Genomic DNA, 15,747 nt, shown 5'->3' with positions numbered 1-15,747 from the left:
TTCTGCTGGTCAACTGTCACTCACTGATCATATGGCAGTCTCTGCCACTTTGGCGCTATGAGACACTGAAGCCATGGAGCGCGATCACGACGCCACCCCCGCAGACGGTCACGCGGCGGGTCTGCGCGAACGACGTCGACAGGAGACGCAGCGCGAGCTGTCGGACGCCGCTCTCGACCTCTTCGAGCAGCACGGCGTGCACGGCACGACCGTCGACGACATCGCCCGCCGCGCGGGCACCTCGCAGCGCACCTTCTTCCGCTACTTCCCGTCGAAGGAGGCGGCCGTGTTCGCGAGCGCCGACGACTCCGCACGCGTCGTCGGCGACGCGATCGCCGCGGTGAAGGCCGGGGCGTCGGTCGTCGAGGGCATCGAGCGCAGCTGGCTCACTCTTCTCGACCGTTTCGACGCACATCCCGACGAGCATGTTCGCGCGCTGCGGGTGCGGCGGCTCGTCGGATCCGAGCCGTCTCTCCTCGCGCTCGCCCTGCGCAACGAAGCCCAGGAAGTCGATCAGCTCACCGATGCGGCCGTGGATGCCGCCGGAGCGGAGGCCGACGTGCTCGCTGCACGCGCGGCCGTATCGATGATGGCGCTCGTCCTGCGCCTCACGATCGACGAGTGGGTCCGGCGTGCCGAGCTCAACGAACGCGCGAGCGTCCGCGACATTTATCTGGAGATGAGGCGCGGTCTCGCCGCCGCCGGTCGACAGCTCGAGAAGAGCCCGACCCATCTCATCTGAGCCCGATGCGCAGTGCGACGGCTGATAGCCTGAGGACGTGGGTTCACTACACGCAGCGCCCGTGATGGCGCGCACTTTCACCGCTCGCGACCGCCGCGCCTGACGGCGCGTCCGCGACCTCTGGTCTGACCGCGCCGTCCCTCGAGATGCCATCGCACCTCGGACGGGCCGCTCTCGCACGCCTTCCCGCATCCGGGGTGCTCCCCTCGAAACCCGGAGCACACCCATGTCTCGTTGCCGCCACGGCGGACGCCACGAACTGGGTCAGAACTTCCTGACCCACCGCCCCACCCTCGACACCATCGCCTCGCTCGTCGCCGCCACACGCGGCGCCATCCTCGAACTCGGCGCCGGCGACGGCGCCCTCACCCGGGTTCTCGCCGAAACCTGCCGGCCGATCACGGCCGTCGAGATCGACGAGCATCGCGCGCGGCGCTTGTCACGCTCACTGCCCGCGGTCTCGGTCGTCACCGGTGACGCTTTGCGCCATCCCCTCGACGGCCCGGTCGTCGTCGGCAACATCCCGTTCCATCTGACGACCCCCATCCTGCGCCGGCTCCTCGCCGCACCGTCGTGGCGCGACGCGGTGCTCGTGACCCAATGGGAGGTCGCGCGCAAGCGTGCGGGTGTCGGCGGCCGCACGATGATGACGGCCCAGAGCGCGCCGTGGTTCGACTTCGCGCTGCACGGCCGCGTGCCCCGCTGGGGCTTCTCGCCGCAGCCGTCCGTCGACGGCGGGGTACTGGGTATCTCGCGTCGCGCGCTCCCTCTCGTCGCCGACGCGGATCGTCGGCGGTACGAGTCGTTCGTCCGGACGATGTTCACCGCCCGCGGGCGGGGCGCAGCCGGCATCCTGCGACAGGGATGTGGGCTCGACGCGTCGTCGGCCCGCAGGGCCCTCGCCGCGAGCCGGACAGCCTCCGACGCCCTGCCGCGCGACCTGTCTCCGACCCAGTGGGCCGACCTGTGGCGAGCCGTCTCGGCGATTCAGCGCATGTCGTAGGTGGGCGTGCGCCGCGACGAGCCGGGGCGGCGGGAGCGCCGGCGCGGGGCACGCCCACCCCCGCGCGGCGGCGCGGGCCGTGCGGCCGCGGCGACCGCGGCCGCGGCGGCACCTGCCGTGGTGTGCGCGCCCAGATCGGCGCCGTGGCCGCTCTCGGCATCGAAGGTCGCCGGGGCGGTACCGGTGGTGACGAACCCGGCGTACTGGCCGTCGAGAGTCGCGACGTAGAAGTCGGCGTCGGCCTGGCGCCAGACGAGGGCGGGCGCGGAAGAAGAAAGCGAAGAGAGCACGAGAATCCTGAGAAAGAGCGCGCACAGCACGGTGCGCGGAGAAAGATGAGGGCTGGATGTACCAGTGATCGCGTCGGACGATCTGCTCGACAGTGAGCCAGACGAACGACACACGAGCCCCGAAGGGACCCGTCAACGCTAACACGCGCTCCGGCGGCGAGGGCCGCCGGAGTCAACCTCGCCAGTGCGCGAGCAGGTCGTGCAGCCGTGTCGTCGCCGCGGCGACGAAGCGCGGCTGCGTCCGGTACCACTCGAGGTGGGCCTCGGCGACGGCATCGGTGTCGACCTCCACGCCGTCGACGATCCAGTGCGCGCGCGGCGCATCCGCGAGCCCCCAGGCGTCGAGCACCCAGTCCTCGAGCGGAGCCCGCACCGCGTTCAGCAGAGGGCGTCCGGGATCCGTCGGCTCACCGCGCAGCCCGAGCGCCGCGAGCACCCGCTCGGCGAGCGGCATCCAGACCGGGTTGCCGGGATGATTCACGGTGCGCATGACGTCGGTCGACGCGGGATGCAACAGGTCGGACACCGCGACATCGATCGACTGCTCGCGGCGTTGCAGCTCTGCGAGCGAGTCGCGCGCCACCTCGCGCACCGCGCGATGGTCGAGGCGATGAGCCGCGGGCAGGCCGGCCGCCCGGGCGAGCGTCCTGACGTCGTGGTAGGCGACGACGGGGGGCACCTCGTCGATGCCCTCGACGTGCAGGGCGGCCTGGAAGGGGTGCAGGCCCGCGTACCGGACAACCGGGAACGTGATCAGACGCGCCGTCGGTGACAGCGACGCCGCGAGCTGCCGGGTGCCCAGGCGCAGGCCGTGATAGTCGTCGCGCACCGGCTGCGCGACGAGGAACGAGGCACGTGGCAGCAGTTCGTGCAGCCGCTCGACATCGGCGGCGTCCATCTCGTGGACCGGGGGCACCCGCACCGTCGGACGGTCGGGCGCGTCCAGCACGATGCGCATCGATTCGGCCTGGCAGTTGCCGACGACGATGCCGAAGCCCGCCGGCGGCTCGACGCCCCGGAACGGGGTGGGAACGGAGTGCATCCCCTCATCGTGCCGATGCGGCCCGCTGGCCGATGGTGTTTGCCCTCACCGCCCCCGATGCGCTAGCGCGACCTTCGCGCGGTGGCGGCGTACGCCGTCGCGGTTCGCGCAGCGCACCGAGCAGTAGCGCTGGCGGCCGTTGCGGGTGATGTCGACCACCACGTTGCGACACGGGTCGCCGGGGGCTCGTCCCGCGGCGCACCGCGAGAGGCGCTCCATCCCCCGGGTCGTGATGTGGAGGGCGGTGCCCACCGCGAAGACGGCCCGCAGCACCTGCGGCAGCCGCTGGTCGTCGTCGCGGTAGTGCAGGTGCCAATCGCCGTCGTGGTCGGTGAGGCGCGGGTACGCGGTCGCCGCCGCCATGAGGCCGTTCAGCAGTTCCGCGCGTCGACCCGGATCGTCCGCGTCGACGACATCGAGCCAGTCGTCCACGACGGAACGCGTCGCATCGTGGTCGGTCGCGGCGGCCGGCGCGTAGATCGCCGTCATCCCGAACTCGTACGTTCGGGCGACGATGCCCTCCCGGTCGCCGGGCCAGTCGTTCGCCAGTGACGCGGCGAGCAGGACGGCGTACTCACCGTAAGGGTTGAGTTGCATAACGGCATTACATCACGATCGGATCATGCCTTCGACATCACTCACCCGTGCGGCCGCCCCCGAGCCCGTCGCACCCGACCGCCACGAACACGGCTGGACGACCGAATCCGCTCACCGCACGTCGGAAGGGCTGGTCCGCTACGTCCGCTGCGCGGTCTGCGGCATCCGACGGGTCGACCTCCAGCCGTCGCGGACTGCTCGCACACCGGCCGCCGCGAGCGCCGAGATCGGTCAGCCGATTTCACCCGGATGAGTGAGACGCCACCAGTCGGAGGGGGGCTCGATGTCGCCTTCGAGCACGACGTCGACGGTCACCGACTCCGGCCCCGCGGTCCATGTCACCGAACCGAGGACCTCGCCGTCGACCCAGTCCACGGGCTCGCGGATATCGCTCGCGACCTCGATCGGGGTGTCGGACCACGTCCGCAGGGCGGCGTTGTCGGCGAGCACGACACGCGCCGAGCTTCCCCAGGCGGTCGTGTACGAGCCGATCTCCTTACCCCGGTGTGACACCGCGATGCCATGGAACCCCGCGACGAGACGCTCCAGCACACCTCGGACGTTCGCCGCGACGCCCCGCTGAGTCGACCCGCCGAGGGCGACGCCCACGATGTCCAACGGCTGCTCCAGTCCGACGTCGATGCTCGCCGTATAGAGCAGGTTGGCTCCGCTCTCGTCGAGGGTGCCGGTCTTGAGCCCCGTGATCCCGTTCTCGCCCAGGAGCCCGTTGGTGTTCACGAGCCGCCCCGGCCCCGGCAGAGTGAGAGAGGGCGTCGCGGCGATCGCGGCGACCGTGGGTTCGGCGGCGGCGATGCGACCCAGCGCGATCATGTCGCTCGGGGTGCTGGTGTTGCGCGGGTCGAGGCCGGTGGGCTCGACGATGTTCGTGTTCTGCAGGCCGTTGGCATCGAGCCAGCGCGCGGCGGCCGACCGGAACCCCGAGACGGAGCCGAACGCCCATACCGCGATCGACTCGGCGTAGTTGCTCGCCGACGGGATGAGCATCGTCGCGAGGGCGTCGCGCAGCGACATCGAGCTGCCCGTGGGCATGGGGGCGATCGTCGCGTCCCGCACGAAGTACGCGTCGTACAGGGCGTGATCCGCACGCGAGAACGTCAGTGTCGGACCGGCGCCGCCCTCGCCGAGAGGATGGGCGTCGAGCACGACGAGGGCGGTGATGATCTTGGTGATACTGGCGATCGGCCGGGCGTCGTCACCCCCGTGGGTCACCCACAGGCCGGCCGCCTCCGGGCCGAGATAGGGCTCGGCGCCCGCGACCGACAGCGCTGCCGAGCCGTCCGGCGCGAAGCCGAGGTCGACCGCCGGAGACGGCTGCGGCGCACCGGGCACCGTGATGCCGCCCGCCGCCTCCTTCAGCGGCGCGTTCAGGGCCCACAGGGCGTATCCGGCGGGCGGCCCCAGGACGACCGCGAGCGTCACGGCCGCCGCGATCCAACCGCGCCGGCGCCGCCTCCGCCCCTGCGATGCGATCTCTTCGTCACTCGGCGGCGGCGATCCGTACGGAGCCGTCAGCAGCGCACGGAAGTCGCTCAGATCGGTATCCGTCGTGTCGCGGTGCACCATCGAACCTCCCTCGTCGTGGACCTCATCTTGTCGCAAACGTCATCCTCACGGATGATTCGGGCTTCTCAGCGAACCCATAGTGTGGAGCCGTTCTCGAAACAAGGGGGTTGCACGTGCACCGCAAAATGCTCCATTGGGCCGCGTCGGCCACGGTCGGTCTGATGCTCATCCTGGCCGGATGCACGGGAGCCGATGCTCCCGCCGACGACGAAGAGATGTCGCCGCTCGGCGAGTACTTCTCCGCCTTCTACGGCGGCGACCTGAGTGAAGAGGAGCAGCAGGCCAAGTACGAGGCCGAGAACAAGCAGCGCGAGGAACTCGTCGCCCAGTGCATGCAGGACGAGGGCTTCGAGTACATCCCGGTCGTCAACAGTATGTCGTTCGACCCCGGCGTCGAGTGGAAGCCGGAAGACCGCGAGTTCGTCGCGCAGTGGGGCTACGGCGCCGCTCGGTACCCGGGCGGCGATGAGCCGCCCGAGCCCGAGGACATCGCGCCCGATCCCAATTCCGACTACGTCTCGGCCCTCTCGGAGTCCGAGCAGACGGCGTACTACGAGGCCCTCTACGGCCCGACCCCGACCGAGGACGAGATGTCGGAGGACGGCTCGTACGAGTACGACTGGGAGACCGCGGGCTGCTACGGCTGGGCAGGCCACGAGATCAGCGGAGACGACCCCCTGCAGTCCGATGAGTTCGCCGACGTCATGAACGCGATCTCCACCTTCTACGAGAACTCCGCTTCGCTGCCGGCCATCGCCGACATCGACCGCGAGTGGGCGTCGTGCATGGATGCCGCCGGCTACCCCGGCTTCGCGACGCAGGCCGACGCGCAGAACTCCGTCTACGACGAGCTGAACGCCATGTACGAGAACTCGTCCACCTCGGAGACGGGTGTCGACGAGGCCGCCCTCGACGAGATCCACGAGCGCGAGGTCGATGTGGCTCTCGCCGATCTCGACTGCCGCGAGGAGACCGGCTACCGCGACGCCTACCAAAAGGCGCAGTTCGAGGCCGAGGAGCAGTTCATCGCCGATCACAAGACCGAGCTCGACGCGATGAAGGCGGCGGCTGAGCAGGCTCGTTCGTGACCGGCGGCCGGTCGTCGGGCGGTGGCGCGTCGCAGCCCGACGACACCTTCGACGAGCTCGTCGGCGACCCGTCGTCGTCGGATGACGCGGCGGACGGCACGGGTGTCGATGCCGCTCTCGTCGGCGACGAGACCGCCGACGCTGCAGCACCGGCCGCGAGCCGCCTCGCGATCTGGCGCTCCGTCGTCACGCGCAATCGCGTGCTGTGGATCTCGGCAGCCGTCGCGGTCGTCGCACTCGTGGGCGGTCTGCTCGTCGGACGCTTCGTCATGGCTCCCGCCTCCGCCGCGTCCGACGATGCACCGGCTCCCGGCCTGGTCACCGTTCCGGTCGAGTTCGGGCCGTTGAGCAACGACGTCACGATCCGCGGCGAGGTCGCATTCGCCGACCCCGTCGAGGTGAAGATCGACACGTCGGCGATCTCCGGCCCGGCCGTCGTCACGGGTCAGGTACCCGAGCTGGGCGCCGAGCTCGCGCAGCTGTCGGTCGCGCTCGAGGTGGCCGGTCGTCCCGTCATCACCCTGCCGGGTGAGCTCCCGGCCTACCGCACCCTGCGGTTCGGCGTGGCCGGTCCCGACGTCGTGCAGTTCAAGGAGGCGATGCGCGCGGTCGGCATCGATGCGGGCGATCCGGGCAACAACGTCTTCGACGAGCAGGCGGCGGCCGCCGTGACCGCGCTGTACGCGGCCGTCGGCTACACCGGTCCCGAGTCCGAGGAGGACGGCGAGGGCGGACTGCGCTCGGCGCAGGAGGGCGTGCGGTCGGCAGAGCAGGCCTTGAGCGCCGCCCGGGGCCAGCTGGCGTCGGCGGGCCGCGACGGCAACGCGATCGCCCGAGCCGACCTCGACATCGCCAATGCGCGCGCCGTCCTGCAGGCCGCCCGTGATGCCGCCGCCGAATGGGACGTCGTCGTCGAGGCGCAGAACCAGGTCGCCACGGCGGAGCTCGCGCGCGAGCAGCTCAACTCCGCCCCCGACACCAGCGCGGAGCGTGCGGCGGTCGACTCGGCCGCGGCGCAGCTGTCGCAGGCACAGGAGGATCTCGGTCGCGCCCGTCAGCAGGCGCTGCCGGCACTGCCGGCCGGCGAGGTGCTGTACCTCACCGAGCTCCCCCGGCGCGTCGACGCCGTCGCCGCCGAGCGCGGCAGCATCCTCTCCGGCGCCGCGATGACGGTGTCCGGTGCCACGGTGGCGCTGAGCGGGTCGGCGGCCGAGGCCGACGCCAAGCTGCTGACCGCCGGCGCCACCGCGACCTTCGCACTGCCCGACGGCGCCGAGCACGCGGCGACCGTCACCGACGTCGCGCCGGGCGGCGAGGGAGAGAGCCGCTGGAAGGTGACGCTCGAGCCCGCCGAGCTCACGTCCGAGCAGATCTCGCAGCTGCAGGGCACGAACGTCCGCGTCACGATCGCGGTCGGCGCGACCGCCGGCGACGTCCTGAGCGTCCCCGCGGCGGCCCTCACGGCGGGCCCGGGCGGCGAGACGCGGGTCGAGGTCGTGGAGGGTGACCCGCGCGACGCCGACGCGCGCACGCGCCTGGTGGTCGTCGAGACGGGGCTCTCCGCCGGAGGCGCGGTCGAGGTCCGCGCGACCGAGGGCGAACTCGAGGAGGACGACCTCGTGGTGGTCGGACGATGACGACGAGTGTCGCGGTGACCGTCGGCGACGTCGGCACAGCACCCGACGGCCAGACCGACGTCGTCCGATCGGATGGCGTTCCGCCGGTCATCGAGCTTCGCGACGTGACCCGATCGTTCCCCGGCCCGCCCGAGGTCCAGGCGCTCAAGGGGATCAACCTCACGGTGTCGGCCGGCGAGTACGTCTCGATCGTCGGCCCGAGCGGTTCGGGCAAGTCGACGATGCTGAACATCCTCGGCCTGCTCGACCGCCCCACGGTCGGCGAGTACCGCCTCGCGGGTGAGCTCACCGGCGGCTACTCCGAGGACGAACGAGCCGCCGTCCGCGCGCATCGGCTCGGCTTCGTGTTCCAGGCGTTCCACCTGATGCCGCGTCGCACGGTCCTGGAGAACGTCATGCTCCCGATGCTGTACAGCGGTGCCCCGCGCGCCGAGCGCGCCGACCGCGCACGGGCCGCCCTCGACCGGGTGGGCCTCGGGCACCGCGTCGACTTCCTGCCCGGCCTGCTCTCGGGTGGCGAGCGACAGCGCGTGGCCGTCGCCCGCGCCGTCGTGACGCAGCCGCGCGTCATCCTGGCCGACGAGCCCACGGGCAACCTCGATCAGGCCACGACCGCAGATGTCATGGCGCTCTTCGAGGAGCTCAACGCCGAGGGCCTGACGTTCGTCGTCATCACGCACGATCAGAACGTCGCCGATCGTGCCGCGCGGCGCATCCGCATCGCGGACGGTCGCATGAGCGAGCTGAGCTGATGGCGATCTGGAAGCGGCTGGCGTCTCGGCGGTCGCCTCGGCGCCCGGAGGCCGAGGCCACGGCCACGGCGACGAGCGCGGTCGCCGAGGCCAACCGCGTGCCGCGCGCCGACCGATTCGGGTTCGGCGACCTCGTACTCGAGGCGACGGTCGACATCGGCTCGCGTCCCGGCCGTCTCGTGATGACGGTCATGGGCACGGTGCTCGGCATCGGCGCGCTCGTCGCGACCGTGGGGTTCGCGCAGACGGCGGCCGGACAGATCGCCCGGCAGTTCGACGCGGCGTCCGCGACGCACCTGAGCATCGGCCCCGCCGAGGCGCAGGCCCGCGGCGGACAGAGCGTCGCCACCGCCTCGTTGCCGTGGGATGCTCCGACGCGCCTCGAGAACCTCGCGGGGGTGGAGGCCGCGGCCGTCCTGGCTCCCGTGACGCTGAGCGACAACACGATCACCGCCGTCCCGATCAACGACCCCTCGATCGCGGCGGCCGCGCCCCCGGCCCTGTTCGCCGCATCGGGCGGCATCATCGACACGCTCGGCGGCGACATCGTCACCGGCCGATCCTTCGACGACGGTCACGACGTCCGCGGCGACCGCGTCGCGATGCTCGGGGCCCGTGCCGCCGAGCGGCTCGCGATCAACCGCGTCGACACCCAGCCGTCGGTCTTCATCGGCGGGGTCGCCTACGCGGTGGTCGGCATCTTCGACGATCTCGATCGTCGCGCCGAGGTCGTCGATGCCGTCGTGATCCCGACCGGGGCGGCCCGCGCCGACTTCCAGCTCACGTCGCCGGGCGACGCCATCGCCCGCATCGCTGTCGGGACCGGCCCGCAGCTGCGCGAGCAGGCACCCCTCGCTCTGGCTCCCGATGCGGTCGACACCCTCGAGGTCAGTGCACCGCAGGGGCGCTCCGACCTGGCGCGCGACGTGCAGAGCGACGTCAACGTGGTGTTCCTGATCCTGGGAGTCATCGTGCTGCTCGCGGGCGGCCTGGGCATCGCCAACGTCACGACGCTGTCGGTGCTCGAACGCACCGGAGAGATCGGGTTGCGCCGCGCGCTCGGGTCGACGGGGCGGCAGATCGCCGGGCAATTCGTGGTCGAGTCGATCATCATCGGCCTCCTGGGCGGCCTCATCGGCGCCGCGCTCGGCGTCTTCGCGGTCATCGGGGTCTCGATCGTGCAACAGTGGTCGCCGGTCCTCGACCCCGGCGTCGCGCTCGCGGGAACGGTCCTGGGGGCGCTCATCGGCCTCGCCGCAGGCGGCATCCCGGCGCGGCGCGCGGCGCGGATCGAACCGGTCGTGGCGCTGCGGGGCAACGCCTGATCCGGCGTCCATAGCGCGCCCGGAGCCGGAGCGCCAGTCCCCCTCCTCCGGAGCACCGGAAGGCTACCGTTGCACGCGGTGAGGATGGCCGAAGACGAGGACGCGGGATGAACGACGGTGTCACGAACGAGGACGCCGTGATGTCGGGCGCCCTCCTCGCGGGACGCTACCGCGTGGTCGAGCCCATCGGCTCGGGCGGGATGGCGCGGGTGTATCTCGCGCGGGACGAGGCGCTCGGTCGCCCCGTCGCGGTGAAGGTCCTGCGGACCGAGGTCGCCGATGGGGCGGCCGCCGACCGCGCGGCGATCGAGACCCGCCTGCTCGCGTCGCTCAACCACCCCGGCCTCGTGACGCTGTTCGATGCGCACCTGAGCGGCGACCCGCGGTTCCTGGTGATGGAACACGTGGTGGGCACGACCCTCTCGCACCGGATCATGACAGGCGCTCTGGACGAGCGTGAGCTCGCCTCGCTCGGCGCTCAGCTCGCCGACGCGTTGCACGTCGTTCACGACGCCGGCATCGTGCACCGCGACGTCAAACCCTCGAACATCCTCCTGACACGGTCGACGACGCCCGGCGTCCCGCTGCGGGCGAAGCTCGCCGACTTCGGGATCGCGCACCTGCTCGACAGCGAGCGGGTGACGTCGCCGAGCCTGATGGTCGGAACCGCGGCCTACATCGCGCCCGAGATCCTGCACGGCGCCGCCCCCGCTCCCCCGTCGGACATCTACGCGCTCGGCCTCGTCCTGGTCGAGGCGGCTTCCGGCTCGCGACCGTTCGCGGCCGCGGAGGGGAATCGCGGCCAGCTGCTCGCGCGCCTCTCGCGTGATCCCGACATGCCGATGACCCTCGACCACCACTGGCGCGACCTTCTCTGCGCGATGACGTCACGTCGCCCCGAGGACCGGCCCACCGCGCACGAGGTCATGGCTCGGATCGGCGAGAACGGTGTCGGCGTCGCATCCGGCGGCATCCCCGTCGTGCCGGCATCCGCCGGTGCAGAGGCGCAGACGGAGAACGCCCGCCGGGTCGCCCTCGCGAGCATGGCTACCGCTGCATGGCCGGTCGCGGACGCGACGGGGATCACGGGTCCGGCGGGTGAGCCGTCGGTCACGGTGGCGACGCCCCTCGGCCGAGACGACACTGGCACCGGCACCACGCAGATCGGCCCCGTCCTCGCTTCCGCCGGCGTCTCCGCAACGCGCCGTGGCGCCGACCGACGACGGCGGCGGCGGCGAACGGCGATCGCGGTGGGTGCGGCATCGGCGGGCGCGATCGGCGCCGTCCTCGCAGCCCATCTGATGCTCACCGCACCGGAGATCGATCCCACCACCGATATCGCGACGGTCGAGACGCCGGCGGTCGCGCCGAGCGACACGGTCGCGCCCACCGACGAGACGGTGACGACCGATACGACGGACGCCGGCACAGGGACGGACGGGACCGTCGACACTCAGACGGTGATCGCCCCGGAGGATGCCGCCACCGACCCCATCGACACCGTGCCCGTCGTCGATACGGTGCCGGCACCGGAGGGCGTGACCCCCGTGGAGGATCGGAAGACCGACAAGGGCTCCACCGCCCGTGACGCCGACGGGAACGGCAACGGTCCGGGGCAGAACAGCGGCAGCGGTCCGGAGACCAACAGCGGGAATGGCAACGGGAACGGGCTCGGCCAGAACAGCGGCACCGGAAACGGTGCGAAGGACAAGGCCCCGGCCAAGCCCGACAAAGCGAGTCAGCGCGACCGCTGACGCGGCATCAGCGGTCGGTGCTCGTCACGAGCTCCGCGCCCGCGTGTGCGAGCTCGGCGAGGGCGGCCTCGCTCGACGATGCGGCGACCCCGGCCACGAGGTCGGTGAGCACGCGCACCCGCCGTCCGTGCGCGATCGCATCGAGAGCGGACGCGCGCACGCAGTAGTCGGTGGCGATGCCGACGACGTCGACGTCGACGACGCCGTGGCGGGTCAGCAGGTCGGCGACCGCCTCGCCGTCGTCCGTCGTCCCCTCGAACAGCGAGTACGCGGGCACGCCCTGCCCCTTCTTGACGTGGTGCGTGACGGCACCGGTGTCGAGCTCGGGGTCGTACTCCGCCCCCGTCGTCTCGGCCACGCAGTGCACGGGCCAGGTGTCGACGTAGTTGGGCTCACCGTCGGCGAAGTGTCCGCCGTTGTCGTGGTCGGCGTGATGCCAGTCCCGCGACGCGACGATGAGCTCGTAGTCGCCCGCGTGCGCGCGTAGATGGCGGGTGATCGCCGTCGCGACGGCGTCGCCGCCGTCGACCCCGAGGGCTCCCCCCTCGGTGAAGTCGTTCTGGACATCGACGATGAACAGCGCACGGGTCATGCGTCGAGGGTACGCCGAGCAGCCGCGCGCCGCGCCTCGCGTTCCCGCCGCCACTGCCGAGACGGCCACCAGATCGCCGGCCCGATGTCGTGGGCGAGAGCGGGCACCAGCAGGGAGCGGACGACGAACGTGTCGAGCAGGACACCGAACGCGACGATGAAGGCGATCTGCGCGAGGAACAGGATCGGGATGACGCCCAGCGCGGCGAACGTCGCTGCGAGCACGAGGCCCGCCGACGTGATCACCCCGCCGGTCGCGACGAGGCCGCGAGCGATGCCGCGGCGGGTGCCGTGCGCGAGCGTCTCCTCGCGCACGCGTGACATCAGGAAGATGTTGTAGTCGACCCCCAGAGCCACGAGGAACACGAAGCCGTAGAGCGGCACCGCCGGATCGCCCCCGGGGAAGTCGAAGACGTGGGTGAACACGAGCGCGCTCACGCCGAGAGCCGTGCCGAACGACAGGATCGTGCTGAGGATGAGCAGCACCGGTGCGAGGACCGACCGCAGCAGCATCATCAGGATCAGCAGGATGACGCCGAGGATGACGGGGATGATGACCGTGCGGTCGCGGATCGACGTGTCGTTCGTGTCGATGTCGGTCGCGGTGGTGCCGCCCACCAGCACGTCGGGCGCGCGCTCGGCGAAGGCGTCGCGCAGATCACGCACCGTCCGCTCTGCCGCGAACGAGTCGGCTGGGTCGGTGAGGGTCGCCGAGAGGAGCACCTCGCCGTCCGAGACGGTCGGACCCGCAGCCGGGGCGCCCGGTCGCCCGGGTGATCCGAAGACGGGCTCGCCGTTCTCGAGCGTCACCGCCACCTGGCCGGTCGGCGAATCGGCGGCGACAGCGGCGACCGAGGAGATACCGGGGCTGTCGTCGAGCACGGCGAGCGCGTCGGCGAGGCGGTCCTCGGGCACGATGATGGATGCCGGGCTGCCCGAGCCGGCCGGGAAGTGCTCACCCAGGGCCACCTGGCCGTCCCGGGCCTCCGACGCGCCGAGCACGAGGTCGCTGGCGGGAACGCCGTCGGCGTTCAGCTGCAGAACTCCCGCCGCACCGGCCACGAGGACGACGGTGCTGACGATCCACACCGGCCGAGCACGCCGGGCCACGAAGCGCGCCAGGCGCGGCCAGAGTCCCGAGACGGGAACGCTCGGGTCGTCGGGGAAGTCGATCGCTCCGGTCCGCGGGACGAAGGGCCAGAACGCGGCACGCCCGACGAGGGCGAGCAGCGCGGGCAGGAAAGTGAGCGCCGACAGCATCGAGAACGCGATGCCGATCGAGGCGATGGGCCCGAGCGCCTTGTTGCTGGCGAGGTCGCTCAACAGCAGACACAGGAGGCCGGCGATGACGGTGCCCCCCGACGCCAGGATCGGCTCGACGGCGCCCTTCCAGGCTCGCACCGTCGCATCCCAGCGGGTAGCACCGGAACCGATCGCCTCGCGATACCGGGCGGTATAGAGGAGCGCGTAGTCGGTGGCCGCGCCGATGACGAGGATGAAGAGGATCCCCTGCACCTGTCCGTTCAGGACGACGACCTCGGCCTTCGCGAGCCACCACACGGTGAGGAGAGCGACGCACAGAGCGAAGACGGAGGTAAGCAGCACGAGGATCGGCAGAAGCGGCGAGCGGTAGACGACGACCAGGATGACGAACACGGCGGCGAGAGCGACGATGAGCAGCAGCCCGTCGATGCCGAGGAAACCCTTCACCAGGTCGGCTGTGAAGCCGGCAGGTCCGGTGACCCACGCATCGACTCCGCTCGGCACGTCGTCGGCGATGAGGGCGCGGATGTCCTCGACGACGTCGCGGACCTCTGCCGAGGTGTCGATCGGCACGAACACCTGCACCGCGAGGCCGTCCTCCGACGGGATCGGCGGCGAGACCTCGCCCACATCCGCGATCTCCCCGATCGCGGTGGCGAGTTCGCTGAGCGCCGCGAGCTGAGACGGGTCGAGCGGATCGGCAGACGCCGCGACGACGACGGCGGGGATCTCATCGGCTCCGGTGAAGTCGGTGAGCCGTTCGCTGACCTGGGTCGCGTCAGCGCTCGCGGGGAGGAACGATGACTGATCGTTCGTGGCGACCTCGTCGACACGGCCGAAGTAGGGGCCACCCACCGACCCGCCGACGAGCCAGACGAGCACGAGGAGGGCGGGGATGCCGATCCGCAGCCAGCGCGGCACGCTTCGTTCGCTATTCACGTAGGTAGCTTATCTAGCTACATCTCTTCACGCCAGTTCCGATGCGTGCCGACTAGCCGCGAACGAAGAGCACCACCCACGACGCCGCCGTCGAGACGACTCCGAGGGCCAGGAATCCGAGCGCGAGACCCGCGAGCAAGCGACGCATAGGGGGGCGCCTGGTCAGCCGCATCCTCCCCCGCCATCCGTGCCGGAACCAGATGTCCGCACGGTCGTGCCCTCCGAGCAGTGCAGCTGTGTGCCCGTCGACGCGCGCGCTGTTCGCCTCACCCTCGTCGTCGAACCAACGCACCCAGGTGCCGTCTGGCTCGTGATCGACGAGCCCCTCGGCGGGAAGCCAGGTGCCGTCGGTCGCCCACAGCACGACGAGGGCCAGACCGAACGCCGCGGCGCCGCCGAACCCCGCCCAGCCGAAAGCCTCGAGGACGGCGTCGAGTGTCGTCGTCACGGGCACCGCCGATACGAGGATCGGGTCGCGGAGGCCATGGATTCAGTATGGATCACGCCGGATGGATCACGCCGGGCGCAGCAGCACGGCGAGCGACGCCAGGGTCCGCTCGAGCTCGATCGAGGGCTCGAGCAGCCACTGGATCTGCAGACCGTCGGACGCCGCGATGAGCAGCGCGGCGAGGTGCTCCGGCGGGACGTCGTCACGCACCGCGCCCGAACGCTGCTCGGCGCGGAGGCGATCGGTGAGCTCGCCGCGGATCCGCTCGAATCTCGTCGTGAAGAAGCGCTTGCCGTGCTCGCTGCCGGTCTCGAGTGCGCCCGCGACGAGGATGGAGTAGAGCTCGACGAGACCCGGTACCTCGACGTTGTCGACCGCCGCCCGCGTCATCACGCCCACCGCGGTCTCGGGCGGCACCGGGTTGCGCACGCCGCGCTGCGTCTCGGCGTGCTCGTAGACGGCGACGAGCAGTTGCTCGCGCGACTCGAAGTAGTGGAGCAGCGCAGCGTGCGAGACACCAATGGCCTCGGCTATCCGCCGCAGCGACGTCCCCTGCATCCCGCGCTCCTGGAACACCTCGATCGCGCGATCGAGGATCTCCTGTCGCCGCGCGACGCCCTTCGCGTAGGCGCCCGGACGGCCCATCCGCGTGCGATCGTCAGTGCTCACATCGCGACTGTAACAAAAACCTC

Annotated in this window: 16 protein-coding genes; 8 read left to right on the top strand and 8 right to left on the bottom strand. The window is 71.3% G+C overall.

The window, feature by feature from the left end; all coding sequences use genetic code 11:
• Positions 1-73 precede the first annotated feature (73 nt).
• Together BLT21_RS13605 and erm are read left to right on the top strand one after the other, a co-directional pair.
• Positions 74-742 (top strand): TetR family transcriptional regulator, encoded by a 669-nt coding sequence (locus BLT21_RS13605; protein ID WP_091503008.1) that lies wholly within the window; start codon positions 74-76, stop codon positions 740-742.
• A 226-nt stretch (positions 743-968) separates the two neighbouring features.
• The gene (gene erm / locus BLT21_RS13600) at positions 969-1,745 is read left to right on the top strand and encodes a 23S ribosomal RNA methyltransferase Erm (protein WP_091503006.1); all 777 of its coding nucleotides are present in this window, start codon (positions 969-971) and stop codon (positions 1,743-1,745) included.
• On the opposite strand, the gene BLT21_RS13595 is transcribed toward erm, so the two are convergent.
• From BLT21_RS13595 to BLT21_RS13585, 3 genes are all read right to left on the bottom strand, one after another.
• Entirely contained in the window at positions 1,730-2,035 is a 306-nt protein-coding gene (locus BLT21_RS13595) for a hypothetical protein (protein ID WP_091503004.1), read from the bottom strand. The two genes, erm and BLT21_RS13595, sit on opposite strands and share 16 nt — an antisense overlap.
• Positions 2,036-2,207: 172 nt before the next feature.
• Complete coding sequence (locus BLT21_RS13590; protein ID WP_091503003.1) at positions 2,208-3,077, bottom strand: WcbI family polysaccharide biosynthesis putative acetyltransferase; 870 nt, start codon at positions 3,075-3,077, stop codon at positions 2,208-2,210.
• A gap of 45 nt (positions 3,078-3,122) precedes the next feature.
• Positions 3,123-3,674, bottom strand: a complete 552-nt coding sequence (locus BLT21_RS13585) for a CGNR zinc finger domain-containing protein (protein WP_091503001.1) — start codon at positions 3,672-3,674, stop codon at positions 3,123-3,125.
• A 25-nt stretch (positions 3,675-3,699) separates the two neighbouring features.
• On the opposite strand from BLT21_RS13585, the gene BLT21_RS13580 reads away from it, so the two are divergent.
• Positions 3,700-3,927: a hypothetical protein gene (locus BLT21_RS13580; protein WP_091502999.1), complete on the top strand. Its 228-nt coding sequence runs from the start codon at positions 3,700-3,702 to the stop codon at positions 3,925-3,927.
• On the opposite strand, the gene BLT21_RS13575 is transcribed toward BLT21_RS13580, so the two are convergent.
• Complete coding sequence (locus BLT21_RS13575) at positions 3,906-5,258, bottom strand: D-alanyl-D-alanine carboxypeptidase family protein (RefSeq protein ID WP_091502997.1); 1,353 nt, start codon at positions 5,256-5,258, stop codon at positions 3,906-3,908. The genes BLT21_RS13580 and BLT21_RS13575 overlap by 22 nt on opposite strands.
• Positions 5,259-5,371: 113 nt before the next feature.
• Here BLT21_RS13575 and BLT21_RS13570 point away from each other — a divergent pair, with 113 nt between their 5' ends.
• The 5 genes from BLT21_RS13570 (at position 5,372) to BLT21_RS13550 (ending at position 11,814) form a co-directional block, all read left to right on the top strand.
• Positions 5,372-6,346, top strand: a complete 975-nt coding sequence (locus BLT21_RS13570) for a hypothetical protein (RefSeq protein ID WP_256336079.1) — start codon at positions 5,372-5,374, stop codon at positions 6,344-6,346.
• Complete coding sequence (locus BLT21_RS13565; RefSeq protein WP_256336078.1) at positions 6,343-7,983, top strand: efflux RND transporter periplasmic adaptor subunit; 1,641 nt, start codon at positions 6,343-6,345, stop codon at positions 7,981-7,983. Before BLT21_RS13570 ends, BLT21_RS13565 begins: the two co-directional genes overlap by 4 nt.
• Positions 7,980-8,735 (top strand): ABC transporter ATP-binding protein, encoded by a 756-nt coding sequence (locus BLT21_RS13560; RefSeq protein ID WP_091502994.1) that lies wholly within the window; start codon positions 7,980-7,982, stop codon positions 8,733-8,735. Before BLT21_RS13565 ends, BLT21_RS13560 begins: the two co-directional genes overlap by 4 nt.
• Entirely contained in the window at positions 8,735-10,060 is a 1,326-nt protein-coding gene (locus BLT21_RS13555) for an ABC transporter permease (RefSeq protein WP_091502992.1), read from the top strand. Before BLT21_RS13560 ends, BLT21_RS13555 begins: the two co-directional genes overlap by 1 nt.
• Positions 10,061-10,167: 107 nt before the next feature.
• On the top strand, positions 10,168-11,814 hold the full coding sequence (locus tag BLT21_RS13550) for a serine/threonine-protein kinase (RefSeq protein WP_091502990.1): 1,647 nt from the start codon (positions 10,168-10,170) through the stop codon (positions 11,812-11,814).
• 7 nt (positions 11,815-11,821) lie between these two features.
• Here BLT21_RS13550 and BLT21_RS13545 read toward each other — a convergent pair whose 3' ends face one another.
• From BLT21_RS13545 to BLT21_RS13530, 4 genes are all read right to left on the bottom strand, one after another.
• The gene (locus BLT21_RS13545) at positions 11,822-12,406 is read right to left on the bottom strand and encodes an isochorismatase family protein (RefSeq protein ID WP_091503492.1); all 585 of its coding nucleotides are present in this window, start codon (positions 12,404-12,406) and stop codon (positions 11,822-11,824) included.
• On the bottom strand, positions 12,403-14,607 hold the full coding sequence (locus BLT21_RS13540) for an MMPL family transporter (RefSeq protein ID WP_256336077.1): 2,205 nt from the start codon (positions 14,605-14,607) through the stop codon (positions 12,403-12,405). The genes BLT21_RS13545 and BLT21_RS13540 overlap by 4 nt, the downstream gene beginning before the upstream one ends.
• 52 nt (positions 14,608-14,659) lie before the next feature.
• Positions 14,660-15,055: a hypothetical protein gene (locus tag BLT21_RS13535; protein WP_091503487.1), complete on the bottom strand. Its 396-nt coding sequence runs from the start codon at positions 15,053-15,055 to the stop codon at positions 14,660-14,662.
• Between the two features lie 66 nt (positions 15,056-15,121).
• Positions 15,122-15,700 carry a TetR/AcrR family transcriptional regulator gene (locus BLT21_RS13530; RefSeq protein ID WP_091502988.1) on the bottom strand — a complete coding sequence of 193 codons (579 nt, stop codon included), beginning with the start codon at positions 15,698-15,700 and terminating at the stop codon, positions 15,122-15,124.
• Positions 15,701-15,747 lie beyond the last annotated feature (47 nt).

The organism is Microbacterium sp. cf332, from assembly GCF_900102175.1.
GTDB lineage: Bacteria > Actinomycetota > Actinomycetes > Actinomycetales > Microbacteriaceae > Microbacterium.
This window is presented reverse-complemented; position numbering and strand designations above follow the sequence as displayed.

Excerpts from the sequence above, each read along its gene's own strand:
- BLT21_RS13605 (WP_091503008.1), top strand. The coding sequence starts at position 74 with ATGGAGCGCGATCACGACGCCACCCCCGCAGACGGTCACGCGGCGGGT.
- erm (WP_091503006.1), top strand. The coding sequence starts at position 969 with ATGTCTCGTTGCCGCCACGGCGGACGCCACGAACTGGGTCAGAACTTC.
- BLT21_RS13590 (WP_091503003.1), bottom strand. The coding sequence starts at position 3,077 with ATGCACTCCGTTCCCACCCCGTTCCGGGGCGTCGAGCCGCCGGCGGGC.
- BLT21_RS13585 (WP_091503001.1), bottom strand. The coding sequence starts at position 3,674 with ATGCAACTCAACCCTTACGGTGAGTACGCCGTCCTGCTCGCCGCGTCA.
- BLT21_RS13580 (WP_091502999.1), top strand. The coding sequence starts at position 3,700 with ATGCCTTCGACATCACTCACCCGTGCGGCCGCCCCCGAGCCCGTCGCA.
- BLT21_RS13575 (WP_091502997.1), bottom strand. The coding sequence starts at position 5,258 with ATGGTGCACCGCGACACGACGGATACCGATCTGAGCGACTTCCGTGCG.
- BLT21_RS13560 (WP_091502994.1), top strand. The coding sequence starts at position 7,980 with ATGACGACGAGTGTCGCGGTGACCGTCGGCGACGTCGGCACAGCACCC.
- BLT21_RS13555 (WP_091502992.1), top strand. The coding sequence starts at position 8,735 with ATGGCGATCTGGAAGCGGCTGGCGTCTCGGCGGTCGCCTCGGCGCCCG.
- BLT21_RS13550 (WP_091502990.1), top strand. The coding sequence starts at position 10,168 with ATGAACGACGGTGTCACGAACGAGGACGCCGTGATGTCGGGCGCCCTC.
- BLT21_RS13545 (WP_091503492.1), bottom strand. The coding sequence starts at position 12,406 with ATGACCCGTGCGCTGTTCATCGTCGATGTCCAGAACGACTTCACCGAG.
- BLT21_RS13530 (WP_091502988.1), bottom strand. The coding sequence starts at position 15,700 with ATGGGCCGTCCGGGCGCCTACGCGAAGGGCGTCGCGCGGCGACAGGAG.